At 71.7% G+C, this 18,579-nt stretch carries 16 protein-coding genes; 6 read left to right on the top strand and 10 right to left on the bottom strand.

Translation table 11 applies throughout. The annotated features are described in order from the left end of the window. Positions 1 to 13: 13 nt before the first annotated feature. The gene (locus LRD69_RS18655; RefSeq protein WP_277329784.1) at positions 14 to 460 is read right to left on the bottom strand and encodes a hypothetical protein; all 447 of its coding nucleotides are present in this window, start codon (positions 458 to 460) and stop codon (positions 14 to 16) included. 174 nt (positions 461 to 634) lie between these two features. On the opposite strand from LRD69_RS18655, the gene LRD69_RS18650 reads away from it, so the two are divergent. Beyond that, the gene (locus LRD69_RS18650; RefSeq protein WP_277327717.1) at positions 635 to 1,915 is read left to right on the top strand and encodes an ABC transporter substrate-binding protein; all 1,281 of its coding nucleotides are present in this window, start codon (positions 635 to 637) and stop codon (positions 1,913 to 1,915) included. A gap of 160 nt (positions 1,916 to 2,075) precedes the next feature. Here LRD69_RS18650 and LRD69_RS18645 read toward each other — a convergent pair whose 3' ends face one another. Both LRD69_RS18645 and LRD69_RS18640 read right to left on the bottom strand, forming a co-directional pair. Next, positions 2,076 to 3,395 (bottom strand): hypothetical protein, encoded by a 1,320-nt coding sequence (locus LRD69_RS18645; protein WP_277327716.1) that lies wholly within the window; start codon positions 3,393 to 3,395, stop codon positions 2,076 to 2,078. 149 nt (positions 3,396 to 3,544) lie between these two features. Continuing rightward, positions 3,545 to 4,927: a transcriptional regulator gene (locus LRD69_RS18640; RefSeq protein ID WP_277327715.1), complete on the bottom strand. Its 1,383-nt coding sequence runs from the start codon at positions 4,925 to 4,927 to the stop codon at positions 3,545 to 3,547. Positions 4,928 to 5,237: 310 nt separating this feature from the next. Between LRD69_RS18640 and LRD69_RS18635 the strand changes: the two genes are divergently transcribed. The 3 genes from LRD69_RS18635 to LRD69_RS18625 are packed head-to-tail and all read left to right on the top strand — an operon-like array spanning position 5,238 to position 8,459. Beyond that, positions 5,238 to 5,915 (top strand): bifunctional DNA primase/polymerase, encoded by a 678-nt coding sequence (locus tag LRD69_RS18635; RefSeq protein ID WP_277327714.1) that lies wholly within the window; start codon positions 5,238 to 5,240, stop codon positions 5,913 to 5,915. Positions 5,916 to 5,955: 40 nt separating this feature from the next. After that, a complete protein-coding gene (locus tag LRD69_RS18630) occupies positions 5,956 to 6,810 on the top strand; it encodes an ABC transporter ATP-binding protein (RefSeq protein WP_277327713.1) in 855 nt (284 codons plus the stop codon). Further along, entirely contained in the window at positions 6,807 to 8,459 is a 1,653-nt protein-coding gene (locus tag LRD69_RS18625) for a transporter (RefSeq protein WP_277327712.1), read from the top strand. Before LRD69_RS18630 ends, LRD69_RS18625 begins: the two co-directional genes overlap by 4 nt. A gap of 65 nt (positions 8,460 to 8,524) precedes the next feature. Here the strand turns inward: LRD69_RS18625 and LRD69_RS18620 are convergent, their stop codons facing one another. Together LRD69_RS18620 and LRD69_RS18615 are read right to left on the bottom strand one after the other, a co-directional pair. Then, positions 8,525 to 9,418 carry an alpha/beta hydrolase gene (locus LRD69_RS18620; protein ID WP_277329783.1) on the bottom strand — a complete coding sequence of 298 codons (894 nt, stop codon included), beginning with the start codon at positions 9,416 to 9,418 and terminating at the stop codon, positions 8,525 to 8,527. A gap of 680 nt (positions 9,419 to 10,098) precedes the next feature. After that, positions 10,099 to 10,791 carry a metal-dependent transcriptional regulator gene (locus LRD69_RS18615; protein ID WP_277327711.1) on the bottom strand — a complete coding sequence of 231 codons (693 nt, stop codon included), beginning with the start codon at positions 10,789 to 10,791 and terminating at the stop codon, positions 10,099 to 10,101. Between the two features lie 211 nt (positions 10,792 to 11,002). Between LRD69_RS18615 and LRD69_RS18610 the strand changes: the two genes are divergently transcribed. Beyond that, positions 11,003 to 11,770 (top strand): SIS domain-containing protein, encoded by a 768-nt coding sequence (locus tag LRD69_RS18610; protein ID WP_277327710.1) that lies wholly within the window; start codon positions 11,003 to 11,005, stop codon positions 11,768 to 11,770. Positions 11,771 to 11,833: 63 nt separating this feature from the next. On the opposite strand, the gene LRD69_RS18605 is transcribed toward LRD69_RS18610, so the two are convergent. Together LRD69_RS18605 and pdxH are read right to left on the bottom strand one after the other, a co-directional pair. After that, positions 11,834 to 13,186, bottom strand: a complete 1,353-nt coding sequence (locus LRD69_RS18605) for a PAS domain-containing protein (RefSeq protein WP_277327709.1) — start codon at positions 13,184 to 13,186, stop codon at positions 11,834 to 11,836. Between the two features lie 366 nt (positions 13,187 to 13,552). Then, positions 13,553 to 14,179 carry a pyridoxamine 5'-phosphate oxidase gene (gene pdxH, locus LRD69_RS18600; protein ID WP_277329782.1) on the bottom strand — a complete coding sequence of 209 codons (627 nt, stop codon included), beginning with the start codon at positions 14,177 to 14,179 and terminating at the stop codon, positions 13,553 to 13,555. A gap of 225 nt (positions 14,180 to 14,404) precedes the next feature. Here pdxH and LRD69_RS18595 point away from each other — a divergent pair, with 225 nt between their 5' ends. Beyond that, entirely contained in the window at positions 14,405 to 15,505 is a 1,101-nt protein-coding gene (locus LRD69_RS18595) for a citrate synthase 2 (protein ID WP_277327708.1), read from the top strand. 140 nt (positions 15,506 to 15,645) lie between these two features. Here LRD69_RS18595 and LRD69_RS18590 read toward each other — a convergent pair whose 3' ends face one another. Genes LRD69_RS18590 through LRD69_RS18580 form a run of 3 tightly spaced genes read right to left on the bottom strand, consistent with a single transcriptional unit; the run spans position 15,646 to position 18,577 of the window. Continuing rightward, positions 15,646 to 16,239 carry a TetR/AcrR family transcriptional regulator gene (locus LRD69_RS18590; RefSeq protein ID WP_277327707.1) on the bottom strand — a complete coding sequence of 198 codons (594 nt, stop codon included), beginning with the start codon at positions 16,237 to 16,239 and terminating at the stop codon, positions 15,646 to 15,648. After that, entirely contained in the window at positions 16,227 to 16,961 is a 735-nt protein-coding gene (locus LRD69_RS18585) for an enoyl-CoA hydratase family protein (RefSeq protein ID WP_277327706.1), read from the bottom strand. The genes LRD69_RS18590 and LRD69_RS18585 overlap by 13 nt, the downstream gene beginning before the upstream one ends. Further along, complete coding sequence (locus tag LRD69_RS18580) at positions 16,958 to 18,577, bottom strand: 4-coumarate--CoA ligase family protein (RefSeq protein ID WP_277327705.1); 1,620 nt, start codon at positions 18,575 to 18,577, stop codon at positions 16,958 to 16,960. The genes LRD69_RS18585 and LRD69_RS18580 overlap by 4 nt, the downstream gene beginning before the upstream one ends. Between the last annotated feature and the right edge of the window lie 2 nt (positions 18,578 to 18,579).

The raw sequence follows: 18,579 nt of genomic DNA, 5'->3' as shown, positions 1-18,579 counted from the left end.
CACCGCCCGCGGTTCAGGCGGTTCTGGTCATGATGCGAAGCACATCGAGCGAACGCGGCGGAACGTCCGGGTCCTCCCCGTCGTTCGTGGCGAGCAGCACATGGGCCTCACGGGCGGCCCGTACGGCCTCCGGCCACCCGTGGTGCTCCAGGTAGGCGGAGACGGGGGCGTCCGCGCCGACCTGGTGCATGATGCGCAGCACCCGCAGCACGGCGACATCGACGAGGGCCGCCTCGCCGGAGTCGCGGAATATCGTGCCCACGTACTTCTCGGCGGACCAGTTGTCCAGCCAGGTGTCCTCGACCAGGCGGTACACGGCGTCGGTGACGTCGCCGTACCCTTCGCGGCCGGCCAGCCAGCACTCGTGGTGGAAGACGGGGTCGGAGAGCATGTGCAGCGCCGAGCGCACATTGCTGCGCCAGCGCCACCAAGGAACGTCATTGAGCGGCATGCCGCCCATGGTGGAGGAGCGACGGCCGCGACGGGAAGTGTTCTCCGAACCTTGCTGCACGGTTGTCGATCGTACGTTCCTCTCATCCGGGTCCGCACCGCCCCCTGCAATTCACCTGGACGTCACCGAGCGTTGAGCGAAGCACACATCAGCGTTACCCCGCAGGCGGAAATGTTCATGCCCATGACCGGATGGCGACGCCTCACCTCCCCCCGCCCCTACAAACTCCTCACATGTGTGGCGGCGGCCGGGGCCTTGCTGATGACCGGCTGCGGTGTGCTCCCTGGGGCCTCGGGGGACTCCAGGGAGCCCATCACCGTCATGACCTGGGCCCCCGACGGCTCCGCCGGCCCCGACACGGCGAACATGGTGGGCATGACCGCCATGGCGCGGGCCTACGCACGCTGGGTGAACAGCAACGGCGGGATCGACGGCCACGAACTGCTCGTCACGCGGTGCAACGAGGAGGACACCTCGATCGGTGCGGCGAACTGCGCCCGGCGGGCGGTCAAGGAGAAGGCGGTCGCGGTCGTCGGCTCGTACAGCCGGCACGGGCAGGCCTTCATGGCGCCGCTGGAAGTCGCGGGAATCCCGTACATCGGCGGCTACGGCGCCTCCGAGGAGGAGTTCAACAGCTACGACTCGTACCCCGTCAACGGCGGCCAGTCGGCACTGCTCGCGGGCAACGCCCAGCAACTGGCACGTGGTTGCGACCGGGTCTCCGTGGTGCGGCCCGACACCCTGGGCGGCGACACCCAGGCATGGCTGCTCAGCACCGGCCTCAAGGAGGCACACCGGCCCTCCCCCTCGGACGTCAGGGCGGCCGAGGCGGCGACCTCGTACGACCAGGCGGCCGGGAAGGCACTGCAGGGGGCCGGGACGTCCGGCGGCTGTGTGACGGCGGTGCTCGGGGACCGTACGGAGACGTTCTTCGACTCCTTCCGCAGGCTCGAGGCCTCGTACGGGGACGTACGGATCTCCTCCGTACTCGGCAGCGTCGACCAGCCGATGATCAACCGCACGGGTGGGCGGGAGAGCCCGTTCGAGGGGGCGTACATCACCGGGTGGTACCCGGACGCGGGGGACCCCCGCTGGGACGAGATGCGCGGCACGATCCGCAAGTACGCCTTCGGCGACAACCGGATCGACCCGGACGACACGGGTGTCCAGACGACATGGATCGCGTACACGGTGCTGAAGAAGATCGTCGAGACGATCGACGAGCCGCAGATCACGGCGGGCAAGCTCACGGTCGCGCTGAACCAGGGCGTCCAGGTGGACACCGGCGGCCTCACGCCGCCGCTGCGATGGCGGTACGCGGACATGCTGGGGTCGTCGGCGTATCCGCGGATCGTGAATCGGAAGGTGACGTTCCAGGTGGTACGGGAGGGGCGGCTGGTGGCGGAGAAGAAGGGGTTCGTCGACGTGACGAACACCTTGTCCAACGCCAGCGCGAAGGGCTGAGAGTCGCCCGGCGGCGGAGAACCAACCCCTCCGGCGACGGAGAAGCGGGCGCCGGAGGCCGGGCCCCGGCGGAGCCCGCACACCGGGTGCAGCGGGAAAGCGCGGGGCGGGGGGTGAGGGCCCGCCGCAGGCGCACCCTCACCCCCCGCCCCGCGCCGGGTCAGAGTTCCGTCGCCGCCCGCCGGGTCAGCCCGTACTTCGAGGCAATCGCATTCCACAGCCCCGACGCCTGCTGCTTGGCCTGGCTCGCGTCGCCGCTCGCCCGGTCCGCCTGAGACTTCTCCGGCGTCGCCCGCGCCTTGCCGTGCCGGCACACCTTCTTGCCGTCCTTGGCCTGCCCGGCCCATGCCGCGTAGTGGTCGTCGGCCGAGGCCGAAGCCTGCCATGCCTTCGTGAGCGCAGCGGTCAGCTGCGCGTGGTTCGGCAGCTTGTCGACGGACAGCCCCTGCAGGCGCGTCACCAGTTCGCGACGCTGCCGGGCGGCACCCTGAAGGTCCGTGACCGCCTGGTCGAGATCCTTGCAGGACTTGGTCTTCTCGACGGCCCCGATCACCGCGGAGCGGCTGTTGTTGCTGTCCGCCAGCAGCCTGTCGAGCTCCTCGGCCTGCGGCTTCGCCGGGTCGGCCGCCGCCTGCACGGACTGCTCGGCGGCGGGTGAACTCGCCGCGGCCACCGCCTGCTTGTCGTCCTTCTTGTCGTCGCCGCCGCTCATCAGCGCACCCGCCCCGAGCCCGACGATCGCGCAGCCCACGACGACTGCCGCGATCAGCGGAATGTGCGACGGCTTCTTGCGCTGCCCGGCCCGCCCCTGCGGCGGGTCGCTGTGCTGCTGCATCTGCGGCTGCTGGTAAGGGGGCTGCTGCCGGCCGGCCTGGTACGGCTCCGCCGGCCCGGGGTCGAACCGCGGCATCTGCTGTGTGGCGCCCGCGGGTTCCTCGTTGCGGAACAGGTTGTCGAACTCGGCGGGCGGCTGCCGCTCGCCGGGGGTTCCGGGCCTGATGCCGTACGGGGCGCCGTCGGGCACCGGCGGGATGTACTGGGTCGCGTCGGCGTCGGAGGGCGCTGCGGGCGGCTGGGCGTGCGCCAGGAACTGGGTGGCCTCCGCAGGGCTCTCGGGCGGCAGGCCACCCGGCGCGGGACCGGCCGGGACCGGCGCGATGTACTGCGTGGCATCGACGTCCCCACCCATGCCCGCGCCCGGCCCGACCTCCGGGGGCAGTGGCTGCGCATACGGCTGGGGCTGCGGTTCGTGTCCGTACGCCACCGGACCCTGGCCGTACTGGCCCTGCTGGTTGTACTGGCCGTGCGGCGCCTGCGGCCCCCAGGGCCCGCCCCACGGCTCCCCGCCCGCCGGAACGGCCTGATCGGCCTGTCCGCCCGGTATCCAGGGCTCGCCGCCACCTGCGGGCAGCACGACACCTTCGTGCGCGGGCCGTACAGCAGGGAGCTGCTGTTCGTCACCCTGTCCGCTCTGCGTCACCGGGACTCCTACGTGTATACCTACGGCATCGTCGGCTCACGCTATCGGGTGGCTACCACCCTGTGCCAAGCGCCCGTTGTCACCGATCCTCCCGCCGCCCGGGCAGCAACACGCAGCGTCGCCGCGACGCAGTGATGAGTCACCACCGGTCAGGCCGCCTGGAGTTCCAGCCGCGCCCCGAACTCCCGTACCGCGGGCTCGTCCCCGTACGGCACCAGCCGCTGCTGCAGGTCGTCCAGATACTCCGCGCCCCGGCCGGACCGGACCGTCCCCAGCAGCTCCATCGCCCGCGTCCCCGTGTGACACGCCTGCTCCACCTCGCGCAGCTGCACCTGCGCCGTGGCGAGCAGCACCAGGCCGATGCCGCGGCGGCGGGCCCGGGACTCCGGGTGGCCGGCCAGGGATTCCGCCGCCCGGCGGGCGGCCGCCTCCGCCTGGCCGAGGTCGCGGTGGCAGTGCGCCAGCTCGTCGGCCAGATAGGCGTGGTCGAAGTGGGCGATCCAGGTGGGGTCGTCGCCCGCGTCCGGCTCGGCGTGCTCCAGTGCCGTCAGCGCCCGGCCCATCGCCTCCTGGCAGGTACGGGCGTCGCCGAGCAGCGCGTGACCGCGCGCCTCCGCCGCGTGGAACATCGCCTCCGCGCGCGGGGTGACCCGCCCGCGCGCCCCCTCCTGGGCGGCCCGCGCCAGCTGGGCGATCTCCCGCGGGTTGCCGAGCTGCGCCGCGAGATGGCTCATCGACGCGGCCAGCACATACCCGCCGTACGCCCGGTCGCCCGCCGCCTGCGCCAGGCGCAGCGCCTGGATGTAGTACCGCTGGGCGAGCCCCGGCTGTCCCGTGTCGACCGCCATGTACCCGGCGAGCTCGGTGAGCCGCGCGACCGCCGCGAACAGCTGCCGCCCGACCGATTCGCGGTACGCCCCCGAGAGCAGCCCGGACACCACGCTGTTCAGGTAGTGCACCAGGACCGGCCGGACGTGCCCGCTGCCGAACCGGTGGTCGAGGTCGACCAGCGCGGCGGTCATCGCCCGCACCGCTTCGACGTCCGGCATCCCGACCCGGGCCCCGGCGGGCCGCGCCACCAGCGGATCGGCGGCGGTGATCAGCCAGTCCCGGCTGGGCTCGACCAGCGCCGAGGAGGCGACCGCCGAACCGGACAGGAAGTCGCGGCGGCCGACATCGCTGCGCCACAGCTCGCAGACCTGCTCGATCGCGCCGGTCACGGTCGGCGCGAACTGCAGTCCGATGCCGGAGGCCAGATTCTTGCCGTTGGCCATCCCGATCTCGTCGATCGTGACCGTACGGGCGAGTTTGCGGCCGAGCGCCTCGGCGATGATTCCCGGTGCCCGGCCGCGGGGTTGCTGTCCGCGCAGCCAGCGGGCCACGGAGGTCTTGTCGTAGCGCAGATCGAGGCCGCGCTCCGCACCGACCATGTTGACCCGCCGGGCAAGTCCCGCATGGGAACATCCGGCTTCCTGGATGAGCGCCTGGAGCCGTTCGTTCGGCTGGCGGGCGACGAGAGGCCTGGCTGCCATGTTTCCCCCTGAGACCGCAGTGATCGATGAGGAGATCACTGCCCGGTGTTTGCACAAGAAATGCGTACATGCATCGTGTTGGTGGCCTTCACGATATTCACGGTGTTCCTCATGCCTTTGTTGTCGTTCGGTACGTATTCGCCTTGGGCGAACTGTTCCGGATTCCCCCCATGTGGCTACCCGCCCCGCGACGCACCGCGTCATGCGCGCCCCCACCCATGCATCCATGCGCCCCACGTGCAGGATCGTTGCGCCGGAGCCGCGTTCGCCACGCCCGTAACCCCAGGTGGTTGCGGGAGTTGAGGTGGTCGTGGAAGAGCCCATCAAAGTCACGGAAGCCGCACAGGTCCCCGAACAACGAGGAGAGCAACTGCTCGACGCCGCAGTGCGGTACACGGAAGAGCGGCACTGGGACGTGTTCCCCGGCACCTGGCTGGAGGCGGTGGCGGGGGCGGAGCGGTGCTCGTGCGGGGAGGCCCGCTGCGCCGCCCCCGGCGCCCACCCCGACCGGCCCGACTGGGCGAGCCGGTCGACCGGCAGCGCCGCCGCGGTCCGCCGGTTGTGGTCCAAGCACCCCCGGGCCTCGGTCCTGTTGCCCACCGGACGCACCTTCGACGCGATCGACGTACCGGAGTCCGCCGGCTTCCTGGCACTGGCCCGGATGGAGCGGATGAGTCTGCCGCTCGGCCCCGTCACCTGCACCCCCGACCGCCGGATGCTCTTCTTCGTGCTGCCCGGCGCGGCGGCCAAAGTGGACGATCTCGTGAGGAAGCTGGGCTGGAACGCCACCGCCATCGGTCTGTTCGGCCGCGGCGAAGGCCACTACGTGGCGGGGCCGCCGACCCGGGTCGGCGGGCGCGGCGCGGTGCAGTGGGCCCGTCGCCCCACCCCCGCCAACCGGTGGCTGCCGGATGCGGTGGAGCTGATCAGTCCGCTCGCCTACGCCTGTGGGCGCGAAGCCGCCGACGCACGCGCGCGCCTTTCGTAGTCTGTCCCCCATGAACGGGGACAGCGAAAGGCAGTGCACCATGTCGGACCCGACACCGTCGGACGGGACAGCACCCGCAGCAGAATCCGTACCGAGGAGCACAGGGGAGGCGGGCGAAGCGCCCACGGCGCCGCCCGCCGTCCGCGTGCACGGCCTCTGGAAGCGGTTCGGCGAACAGGTCGCGGTCGCCGGGATCGATCTGGAGCTGCCCGCAGGCAAGTTCATCGGACTGGTCGGACCCAACGGTGCGGGCAAGACCACCACGCTGTCGATGGTGACCGGGCTGCTCCGGCCCGACCACGGAACGATCGAGGTCGGCGGGCGCGACGTCTGGCGCGACCCGGTCGACGTGAAGGCCAGGATCGGCGTCCTGCCGGAGGGACTGCGGCTCTTCGATCGCCTCTCGGGGCGTGAACTCCTCGCGTACACGGGCCGGTTGCGCGGCCTGCCGGGCGCCGAGGTCGACAAGCGGGCCACCCAGCTCCTGGACGTACTGGACCTGGCGGGCGCCCAGCACAAGCTGGTCGTCGACTACTCCACCGGCATGCGCAAGAAGATCGGGCTCGCGGCCGCGCTGCTGCACAACCCCGAAGTGCTCTTCCTGGACGAGCCGTTCGAGGGCGTCGACCCGGTCTCCGCGCAGACCATCCGCGGGGTTCTCGAGCGGTACACCGGCTCGGGGGCGACCGTCGTCTTCTCCAGCCATGTGATGGAGCTCGTCGAGTCGCTGTGCGACTGGGTGGCCGTGATGGCAGGCGGCACGATCCGGGCCCAGGGCACTCTCTCCGACGTACGCGGCGGGGCCTCGTCCCTGCAGAACGCGTTCCTCGAACTCGTCGGCGCGGGCAGCCGGGACACCGGCGACTCCCTCGACTGGCTGGGCGGCGCCCGATGAGCGTGCTCGACGCCCCCGTCACACCCGCCGCCCGCCCCTCCGACGGCCGGGGCGGCGAAGGCCTCGTCCCCGTCTTCGTACGGCTCAAGCTGACGCTGCTGCGCAACGGACTGCGGCAGTCGTCGGGGCGACGGGCCGCGTACATCACGTCCGTCGTCGTCACGCTGCTGATCGCGGCCGGCCAGCTCATCGGTCTGACCGCGCTGCGCGGCCACGCGCACGCGGGCTCGCTCGTCGTGCTGCTGACGGCGCTGCTCGCGCTCGGCTGGGCGGTGATGCCCCTGTTCTTCCCCAGCGGCGACGAAACCCTCGACCCCAGCAGGCTGGTGATGCTGCCGCTGCGACCGCGCCCGCTGGTCGGCGCACTGCTGATGGCGTCCCTGATCGGCATCGGGCCGCTGTTCACCCTCTGCCTGCTGGTCGGCTCGGCGTTCGCGGTGGCGCACGGCGCGGCGGCCGTGGCGTGCGCGGTGGTGGCCGCGCCGCTGGCACTGCTGGTGTGCGTGGCACTGGCGCGGGCCGTCGCCACGGCCAACACCCGGCTGCTGACGTCGCGCAAGGGGCGCGATCTGGCGGTGCTCAGCGGGCTGGTGATCGCGGTCGGCATCCAGTTCGTCAACTTCGGTGCGCAGCGGCTCGGCCGGTCCGGTGGGCTGGCCACGCTCGACCCGGCCGCGGACGTGGTGCGCTGGCTGCCGCCCGCCTCGGCGATCGGCGCGGTGGACTCCGCGGCCCAGGGGTCGTACGGGCGGGCCGTGGTGCAACTGCTGCTTTCCGTCGCGGCACTGGGTGCGCTGGTGTGGCTGTGGCAGCGGAGTCTGGTGAAGCTGATGACCGCCCCGGACGGTTCGACGCTCGCCGCCGCCGATCCGGACCGCAAGAAGTCCGCGGCGGGCCGTTCCCGGCTCTCCGCGCTGCTGCCCGAGGGACGTACGGGGACGGTGATGCGGCGCACCCTGCGGTATGTCGCACGGGACCCGAAGACCAAGTCCGCCTGGGTGACGGCGCTCGCCATCGGTCTGATCGTGCCGTTGCTCAACGCGGTGCAGGGCACCGGCTCGGTCTACTTCGCATGCTTCGCCGCCGGAATGCTCGGCATCCAGATGTACAACCAGTTCGGACAGGACACCTCCGCGTTCTGGATAGTGGCTCTGACGATCTCATCCACCCGGGACGCGTACCTCGAACTGCGGGCACGAGCGTTGGCGTTGCTGGTGATCACCCTCCCGTACACGGTCCTGGTGAGCGTGGCGACGGCGGCGGTGCTCGGGGACTGGCAGGTGCTCCCGGGCGTCCTGGGGCTCTCGCTGGCCCTGCTGGGGGCGATGCTGGCCACGGGTGCGATGGCGTCGGCCAACTTCCCGTACTCGATACCGCAGGACGGTGCGTTCAAGAACGTGGCACCGGGGCAGGCCGGGCTCGCCTGGATCTCGATCTTCGGTGGCATGGTCTCGGCGGCGGTGCTGTGCGCGCCGATGATCGTGGCGACGATCTGGCTGCATCTCGCCGATGCGGAGGACTGGTTGTGGCTGCTGCTTCCGGTGGGCGGCGGGTACGGGGCGCTGATCACCTGGGCGGGGCTGCGGCTGGCGGCTCCCCGCACGGCGAACCGGCTCCCGGAGATCCTGGCGGCGGTCAGCAAGGGGTGAGCCGGGTGGGGGCAGCCGCGGGGTTCGCCGGCAGGCGGCGTGCGGCGGGCGCCGGACGGCTGCCGTTACGAGGAGACCGGTTCGCGGTCGGTCTGGGGGTCCTCGGCGTACTGCTCGAGGAACGGCTCGACCGCCGCGCGCCAGCCCTCCGGCTGGTCGTAGTGGACGAGATGACCGGCGTCCGCCACCTCCGCGTACTGCCCGCGCGGCAGTACACGGACCATCTCCTGGGCCTCCGCACGGCCCAGCTCGCCGTCCAGGCCGCGGAGCACCAGCGTCGGGCACCGCACCTGCGCCAGCTCCTCCCAGTGCGCGTCGTGGACCCAGGTCGCGCGGGACTGGAGCATCTGGCGTCGGGAGAAGACCGGTCGCCAGCCGTCGGCCCGCTCGGCCATCACCTCGGCGAAGAACTCGCCTCGGGACGGGTTCGGCCGCTCCACCCAGGGGTCGTCCTCGCCGAACCACTTCCGTACGTCGGAGAGCGTCGCGAACGGCACCGGCCAGGACTTGAACCAGTCCTCCCACTCCCGCTGCGAGGCCGCGCCGAGCGCGGAGGCCCGCATGTCGCAGATGACCAGGGCCCGGACGAGGTCGGGGCGCTTCGCGGCGAGCTGCCAGGCGGTGAGGGCACCCATCGAGTGGCCGACGAGCGTGACGGGGGCGAGGCCGAGCTGTTCGATCGCCGCCTCCGCGTCGGCGACATACGCGTCACGCGTGTACGGGCCCTCGGCCGGCTTCTCGCTGCGTCCGTGGCCCCGCTGGTCGAGGCCGACGGCCCGGTACCGCTCGGCGAGCCAGCGGGTCGTGGACGCCCAGTGCGAGGCCCGGCCCATCAGTCCATGGAGCAGTAAGACCCCGGGGGCGCGCTCGCCCTCCGTGCGCCCTTTGGGCGGGTCGGCGAACTCCCAGGCTGCGAGGCGTACGCCGTCGGATCCGGTCACATCGATGCGCCGCACCATATGTCCTGGCACCCCCTTCGGGTCCTCGATCACCGCTCGTTCACCGCGTGGTGGCGTCACGCCAGACTATCGAACCTTTATTCGAACAACGGGTTCCGGCTCGCAACACCCCTCGTTCGAGTGACGGCCTCCAAGGATTGACGTCGGCCGCGGAGGGGAGATCTTCTGCGGGAGGCGGGCCACTCGGGGATGAGGGCCCGTGGGGACCGACCTTGAGAGCTCGGGGCTCCGGGTCGGAACAGGGGAGGACAGGCCCCGGCGCCGCGCGGCGCCGGGGCCCTCTCATGTCCGGGGGGCGCGCGGAACGGCCCGCGCCGGCGTGCGGGCCGCCGGGGTCGTGCGGGCCTGTGGGCGCCGGGGCATACGCGGGCGGGGCGGCGCGGCCTGCGTGGCCGTACAGCGCCGCCCGGCAGCCTGCGGGGCCGGCCGGGGCGTTCGGGCTCGGGCCGGCCGCCTTCCGGTTCACACGCCAGTACGACGGGCGCATCCGCTGCTCCCTCCCCGACCGCGTGGCCAGGCGGCCGCCACTCTCAGGTATGCCTCAGCCACAGCCTGGCACGCGAACCGTCAGAGCGCTGCAATTCCGGACGGAAAAACGGAAAGCGGACGTTACGGTTCAGCGTCCGGGGCGGCCGCGCGCGCATCCTTCCGGGTGCGTGCGGGTACTGGTGTGCGTGCGTTCAGCGCTTGGCGACGAACACGTGCGAGGCGACTTCGGCGTCCAGCTCCGCCGCCTCGCCGCTGCTGCCGACCAGCACCCCGCCGGGCGACTGCGTCACGCTGACCACGGAGCCGGGCTGCACGCCCGCCCGCCGCAACGTATACATCAGCTGGGCATCCGTCTGGATCGGCTCGCCGATCCTGCGCACCACCACGGTCTTGCCGTCGGATCCCGGGTCGAGCTCCGACAGGCTGACCATCCCGTCGTCGAGGAACGGGTCGGCCTCGGCCTTCTCGCCCAGCTCCTCCAGGCCCGGAATCGGATTCCCGTACGGCGACTCCGTCGGGTGCCGCAGCAGCTCCAGCACGCGGCGCTCCACGGCCTCGCTCATCACGTGCTCCCAGCGGCAGGCCTCCGCGTGCACCTGCTCCCACTCCAGGCCGATCACGTCGACGAGCAGGCACTCGGCGAGCCGGTGCTTGCGCATCACCCGGGTCGCCAGCCGTCGGCCCTCCTCCGTCAGCTCCAGATGCCGGTCGCCCGCGACCTGCACCAGGCCGTCACGCTCCATGCGCGCGACCGTCTGGCTGACCGTCGGACCGCTCTGGTCCAGCCGCTCCGCGATCCGGGCGCGCATGGGGACGACGCCTTCCTCTTCGAGTTCGAGGATGGTGCGGAGATACATCTCCGTTGTGTCGATCAGTCCGGACATTCGTGCCCCTCGATGCTGTGACATGAAAACGCCGTGCGCAGGCCCTGGACCAATTCTGACGCATAGCGCTGACAACCGTGCCCTGCCGGCCGAACCCTGGACCGTATGTGCGGGCCACAAGCGCTATTGACAGGTCAGTGGTCCAGACCGCAACGTGATCCGCGGCACAGACACCCCACGGTCACCCACCACCGCCGAAAGGGCCTCCTCGATGAGCGACAGCACGCTGGCCGGTCAGTTCTTCGACGCAGCGATCGGCCTGCTGGAGCGCGTACGCGACGAGGAGTCCGGCAACATCGCGGCGGCCGGGACCGCGATCGCCGACACCGTCGCAGCGGGCGGCAGGCTCTTCGCGTTCGGCGCCGGCCACTCGTCGCTCGCCGCCCAGGACGTCGTCTACCGGGCCGGCGGGCTGGCCCTGATGAACCTGCTCGCCGTCCCCGGCACCCTCGGCGTCGACGTGATGCCCGCGACGCTCGGCTCGGCACTGGAGCGGGTGGGCGGTCTGGCCGGTGCGGTGCTCGACTCCAGCCCGGCGAGCGCCGGCGACCTGCTCGTGATCATCTCGCTCTCCGGGCGCAACACGCTGCCCGTCGAGATGGCGCAGGGTGCGCGTGATCGCGGGATCACGGTCATCGGCGTCACGTCGGTGGCGTACGCGGAATCGGACACGACGCGGTCGCTGCACGGCTCGGGCGGGTTCCTGCGGGACCACTGCGACATCGTCCTCGACAGCAAGATCGCGATCGGCGACGCGGAGCTGACCGCGGACGGCGTCGAGGCGCCGTTCGCCCCCGCGTCGACGGTGGTCACGAGCGCGGTGATGCAGGCGATGATGGCGACGGCCGCCGAGCGGTTGGTGGAGCGGGGGATCGAGCCGCCGCTGCTGCGGTCCGGGAACGTCGACGGTGGACACGAGTGGAACAGGCGCGTGATGACCGAGTACGCGGACCGGATCTTCTACCAGCACGGAAGGTGACCGCGGCCGTCCGAAGGGCGTTCGTGCCCCGGTCACCGAACGGGCTCGGGCGCCCGGTGGCCCTCAGAGGGCGGGGGGCGAAGGCAGGGTCTGCGACAGGTCCACCGCCGTGGCCACCCTCGCCGCCACGCTCTCCGCGTACTCCGCGTCCGGGCGTTCGAACGGCGGACGGTGCGGGGAGCGCAGGAACGTCACCACGCCCAGCGTGCGGCCCCGGCTGCGCAGCACCGCGCACAGGGCGTGCACCGAGTTCTCCGGCCACTGCCGCTCGTCCGCCCAACTCCCTTCACCCTCACCCGCGCTGGACCGCACCGAACCCGTACGGTCCACCGCCTGCAGCGCCGGGTGCCCCGGAACGTAACGCACCGGGAAGCCCCCGCCCGTCACCGGCAGACACGGGCCCGGGGCGTCGGCCGGGGTCGCCGCCGCACGCACCAGCCGCTCCCCCGCCAGCAGGTCGATCAGCGCATGATCGGCGAAGCCGGCCAGCGCGTAGTCCAGGTAGGTCGTCGCCGCCTCCATCGGGTCCTCGCACTCGGCCGCCGACCGGCACGCCCGGTACAGCTGATTCGACCGGAACCGCGCCCGGTCCGCCTCCTGCGCCGCCACCTTCTGGGCCGTCACATCCTGGAACAGCCAGCCGACCCCGAGCGGGACCGGCTCCTCCGCGAGCGGCGACGCCAGCTGCAGGAACCCGCTGCGCCAGCAGCGCCGCCGGTCACCGTCCGACGTCCGCAGCGTCACCCAGAGCTCGGCGGGCGCGGACGCGGACGGGGTCCCTTCGGCGAGGACGTGCTGCAGCGCGCCCTCCAGATCCTCCACCCCCTGCACGACCAGCTCCGCGAGCGGACGTCCCAGCAGCGTCGTACGGCCACCGCCCAGCGCCCGCGCCGCGTACGCGTTGACGACCGTCGGCCGCAGATCCACATCGACGAGGACGACGCCCCACGACGTGTCCTCGAACATCGCCTCGCTGAGCGCGATCGACCGCTCCAGGTCGATCTGCGCGTGCACCTCGCTGAACGCGCAGTACACCCCGGCCGGCCGGCCGTCCGCGCCCCGGACCCCGGCCGACTGCATCCGTACGAGCACCCGCCCGCCGTCCTTGCGCAGCAGGGCGAACTCGTGCACCTGACGCCCCGGCGCGTCCATGGCCGCCATCAGCCGCCCCTGCACCTCACCCGCGTCCGCACTGCGCACCGCCCACCCCGCGAACCCGGCGCGCCCCACGGCCTCCTCGGCCGACCAGCCGAGAATCCGCTCCGCCTCACGGTTCCAGTGGGTGACCGTGCCGTCCGCGCCGAAGGCGCAGAGCGCCGCGTCCATACCGTCGAGCAACGCCGCGAGCAGCTCCGACCCGGGCATCGGATCCGGCCCGAGAGCGTCGGTGGTCCCACTGCCCCTGGAAGCACTCATCCCGGACCCCCTGCAGGACGCGTCCGCCATTGCTGCACGTCAGATCATTGAACTCGAACGTGACCCAGCACACACCGGCTTTCCGGAAAATCGACACCTGCCGATTCCGCGTTAATTCGGTTGTGCGACTGCGGAGGGGTTCCTAGGGTGTGCCGTACACGCGAAAGGAGGTGATCGGGAAGTGCAGTCTTCTCGGACTCGTGAGGTGACTGCGGGCTGACGCCCGTCGTCGCGCTCTTGCAGTGCAGGCCGGACGCCGGCCAATCCCAAGCAGTCACCGACCCGCGGGCTCGCCGGTAAGTCCGGCCGGCCCCTCCGCAAGGAGGGACCAGAGCCCGCGGGTTTCTGCGTGTCCGGGCCGCCCGGTCACGGGCTGAGGCGCTCCACCCGCCAGCCGTCGCCCTCGCGTACGTACCGCAGCCGGTCGTGCAGCCGGTTCTCGTGGCCCTGCCAGAACTCGATGGTCTCCGGTACGACGCGGAAGCCGCCCCACTCGGGGGGTGCGGGGATGTGTTCGCCCTCCGGGTAGCGGGCCGCCAGTTCCTCGTACCGGTCGATGAGCTCCTGGCGGGAACCGATCAGCGACGACTGCTCGCTCGCCCAGGCACCCAGCTGGGAGCCGTGCGGGCGGGTGCGGAAGTAGGCGACCGTCTCCTCGCGGGCGATGCGGGCCGCGGTGCCGGTGACGATGACCTGGCGGGCCAGCGGGTGCCAGGGGAAGAGCAGCGACACATACGGGTTGGCGTCCAGTTCGCGGCCCTTGCGGGAGGCGTAGTTGGTGAAGAAGACGAAACCCCGGGCGTCGTACTTCTTCAGCAGCACCGTGCGGGAGGACGGGCGGCCGTCGGGGGTGGCCGTGGAGACCACCATGGCGTTCGGCTCGTGGACCATCCCACCTGCGGCGATCTGCCGGAACCAGTGGGCGAACTGCTGCATCGGGTCGGCGGCCAGCGTGTCCTCGGTGAAGCCCTCGGAGCGGTACTGCTCGCGCATGGCGGCCGGATCGGTGGTGGAATCGGAAGGGGAATCTGCGGTGGGCACGGGATCATCCTGCCGCAGCGGCGCAGTTTGCCCGGCGAGGAGGGGTGTCAACCACGCACCGGTAATCCCGGGCTCTGTGCGGGATGTCACGCTTCCCCGCGTCGTGGGAACCCGCCAATATCTTGGGGCAGGCCACTGTGGCCTCCGTACAGCCGCCGAATTCGAGGGAGCCGCATGATGTCCGACTTCGTACCCGGGCTCGAGGGAGTCATCGCGTTCGAGACGGAGATCGCCGAACCCGACAAGGAGGGCGGTTCGCTCCGCTACCGCGGGGTCGACATCGAGGATCTCGTCGGTCATGTGTCGTTCGGGAACGTGTGGGGCCTGCTGGTCGACGGGGCGTTCAACCCCGGGCTGCCGCCCGCCGAGCCGTTCCCGATCCCCGTCCACTCGGGTGACATCCGGGTCGATGTGCAGTCCGCGCTGGCGATGCTGGCGCCGGTGTGGGGGCTGAAGCCGCTGCTCGACATCGACGAGGAGACCGCGCGCAACGATCTGGCGCGGGCCGCCGTGATGGCACTGTCGTACGTCGCCCAGTCGGCACGCGGCCAGGGGCTGCCGATGGTGCCGCAGAGCGAGATCGACAAGGCGCAGTCCGTCGTCGAGCGGTTCATGATCCGCTGGCGCGGGGAGCCGGACCCGAAGCATGTGAAGGCCGTCGACGCGTACTGGACGTCGGCCGCCGAACACGGCATGAACGCCTCCACGTTCACTGCCCGGGTCATCGCGTCGACGGGCGCGGATGTGGCGGCGGCGCTGTCCGGCGCGGTCGGTGCGATGTCGGGGCCGCTGCACGGCGGTGCGCCGTCGCGTGTCCTCGGGATGATCGAAGAGATCGAGCGGACCGGTGACGCCACCGCGTATGTGAAGCAGGCCCTGGACAAGGGTGAGCGGCTGATGGGCTTCGGGCACCGGGTGTACCGGGCGGAGGACCCGCGGGCGCGGGTGCTGCGGCGCACGGCGAAGGAGCTCGGCGCGCCGCGGTTCGAGGTGGCGGAGGCGCTGGAGAAGGCGGCGCTCGAGGAGTTGCACGCGCGGCGCCCGGACCGGGTGCTGGCGACGAACGTGGAGTTCTGGGCGGCCATCATGCTGGACTTCGCGGAGGTCCCGGCGCACATGTTCACGTCGATGTTCACGTGCGCGCGTACGGCGGGCTGGTCGGCGCACATCCTGGAGCAGAAGCGGACGGGGCGGCTGGTGCGTCCGTCGGCGCGCTATATCGGTCCGGGGCCGCGTGATCCGCGGGAGATCGAGGGGTACGGCGACATCACCGGGTGAGCCGCCGGGTGCCGGACGGGCGCGGTGTCCCATGCCGGGGCGCCGCGCCCTTCGTGCCCGGTCGGGTCGGACTCGATGCGGAAGCTGTTGGCCGGGCCGTCCCGACGCCGGCGTACGCCTGGGAGTCCCTGCCCCGGTGCTCAGCCCAGTGCGTCGTCCACCAGGGCCGCCCACTGGGCGACGACCCGCCCGCGCCGGGCGGTGTCGTCGGTCAGTACGTTGGCCAGGCCCAGGCCGCGGGCCATGTCGAGGAGGCCCTGGACGGTCTCGCGTGCGCCGGGCTTCGTCTCGTCAGCGGCGAGGAGTCCGACGGCGATGCGGTGGGTCTCGCGGCCGACGCGGGCTTCGAGTTCGCTGACGCGGGGGTGCAGCGACGCCTCGTTCGATGCGGCGACCCAGAGCTGGAGTGCGGCGCGGAACAACGGGCCCGTGTAGAGGTCGACGAGGGCGGCGACGACGGCCGTGCGGCCCTGTACAGGCAGGGCGCGCAGGGCGGCGGAGCGTTCCTCGGCGACGTATTCGACGGCTGCGGTGAACAGGTCCTCGCGGGTGGGGAAGTGGTGCTGGGCCGCGCCGCGGGAGACACCTGCGCGTTCGGCGACGACGGAGACCGTGGAGCCTGCCCAGCCGTGTTCGGCGAGGCAGGCGACCGCGGCTTCGAGCAGCCGCCGGCGGGTGGCGCGGCTGCGGTCCTGCTTGGGGGTCCTGTCGGTCGAGGGCGTCACAACACCCATGCGGGGTCCCGTCGTTCGAGGAAGGCCGTCATCCCTTCTCGTGCCTCGGCGGAGGCGAAGAGTGCTGCCGAGCGGGCGATGAGGTCTTCGGCGTACTGGTCGAAACTTTCCCGCACAGTAGCCGTGACCAGCTCCTTCGATGCCGCCAGCCCCTGGGGTGAGGCCCTGCGCAGCCCGTCGAGTACGGGTATGAGCGCCTTGTCCACGTCCTCCGTGGCGATCGTGACGAGGGAGATGCGGGCGGCTTCCGCCGCGTCGAAGCGTTCTCCGGTGAGGTAGTAGCGGGAGGCCGCGGCCGGGTCCAGGCGGGGCAGCAGCGGCAGGGAGATGACGGCAGGGGCGAGGCCCAGTCGTGATTCGGTGAGGGCGAAGGTGGAGGCCGGTCCGGCGACCGAGATGTCGCAGGCCGCGAGGAGGCCGAGGCCGCCCGCGCGGACGTGCCCGTCGACGCGGGCGACGACCGGTTTGGGCAGGGTCACGATCTCCCGCATCAGGCCGACGAACGCCTGGGGATCCGGGGGTGCGGCGAGGTCGGCGCCGGCGCAGAACGTGGTGCCGGTGTGGGTGAGGACCACGGCCCGTACGGTGTCGTCCGCACCGAATGCGGCGAGGGTGTCGCGGAGTTCGGTGACGAGCCGCGCGGAGAGCGCGTTGCGGTTCGCCTGGGAGTCCATCCGTACGGTGGCGATGCCGCGTTCGTGGCCGGTGCGGACCGATCTCATGCCTCTCCCACCTTCTCCTTCGCCGTTCCGGCGGCCTTCTCCCGGTCGCGCAGCTCGCGCCGGAGGATCTTGCCGGAGGTCGCGCGCGGTACGGCGCCGATGAATTCGACCTGTCGGATCTTCTTGTACGGGGCGACGCGTTCGGCGACGTACGCCATGACGTCGTCCGCGGTGAGGCCGTCGGCGGCGACGGTCGTCTGCCGGACGAGGTAGGCCTTGGGGATTTCGTTGCCGTCGGTGTCGTGGACGCCGATGACGGCGGCGTCCGCGATCGACGGGTGGCCGAGCAGGAGTGCTTCGAGTTCGGCGGGGGCGACCTGGTAGCCCTTGTACTTGATGAGTTCCTTGACCCGGTCGACAACGTGGAGCCAGCCGTCGGCGTCGACGCGGCCGATGTCTCCGGTGTGCACCCAGCCGTCGGTGTCGATCATGTCGGCGGTGGCTTCGGGGCGGCCGAGGTAGCCCTTCATCACCTGCGGGCCGCGGATGAGTATCTCGCCGTCGGTGTCGATGCCGGCGTCGCGGTCCGGGTCGTCGAGGGAGACGATCCGCATCTCGGTGCCGGGCAGGAGTCTGCCGACGGCGCCGGGCGGCGGGTTCTCGGCGGCGAGCGGGACGACGTGGGTGCCGGGTGAGAGTTCCGTCATGCCGTACGCCTGGCGTACGGGCGGCAGTCCGAGGCGGCGGGAGCAGGCGTCGGCGAGAGCGGCGTCGAGCGGGGCTGCGGCGCTGACGATGTACTCCAGCGACGACAGGTCGTACTGGGCGACGGACGGGTGTTTGGCGAGGGCCAGCACGATCGGCGGGGCCACGTACAGGCCGTTGATCCGGTGCTTCTCGATCGCGGCGAGGAACTGGCCGAGGTCGAAGCGCGGCAGCACGACGACGGTGGCGCCGGACCGCAGTGGGGCGTTCATGAGGGCGGTGAGCCCATAGATGTGGAAGAACGGCAGCACGGCGAGGATCCGGTCGCCGGGGTTCATCGGGATGAAGGGCCGCAGCTGCTCCAGGTTGGTGGCCATGGAGCGGTGGGTGAGCATGACGCCCTTGGGTGTGCCGGTGGTGCCGGACGAGTACGGGAGTGCGGCGACGTCCTCGGCAGGGTCTATGGCGATCTGCGGTTCGGGGGCGGTGGAGGTGAGCATGTCGAGTACGGAGGTGTGCCCGTCGGCCCGGTCGCAGACGAATATCTCCTCGATGCCGCCGACGAGTTCGGCGGCCCGGCGGGCGGTCTCGAGGAGCGGGGAGACGGTGACGATCCAGCGCGCGGAGGAGTCGCGGAGCTGCTTGGCGAATTCCTCCGCGGTGGCGAGCGGGTGGACGGTGGTGACGGTCGCGCCGGCTCGGGTGGCGCCGAAGAAGACCGTCGGGTAGGCGAGGGTGTTGGGGCTGTGCAGGGCGACGACGTCGCCCTTGCGGACCCCGGCGGCGGCGAGCGCCGCCGCGGTCCGGCGGTGGAAGGTGTCGAGCTGCCGGTAGGTGAGGCGGGTGGTGTCGTTCGTGCCGTCGATCAGGGCGACCGTGTCGCCGTGGGTGGCCGCCTGTCCGAGGACCGCTTCGTGGATGGGCAGGTCGAGCACCGGGACGGCGGCGTACGCGCTGCGGAACACATTCATCG

Source organism: Streptomyces sp. JH14 (assembly GCF_029428675.1).
GTDB lineage: Bacteria > Actinomycetota > Actinomycetes > Streptomycetales > Streptomycetaceae > Streptomyces.
This window is presented reverse-complemented; position numbering and strand designations above follow the sequence as displayed.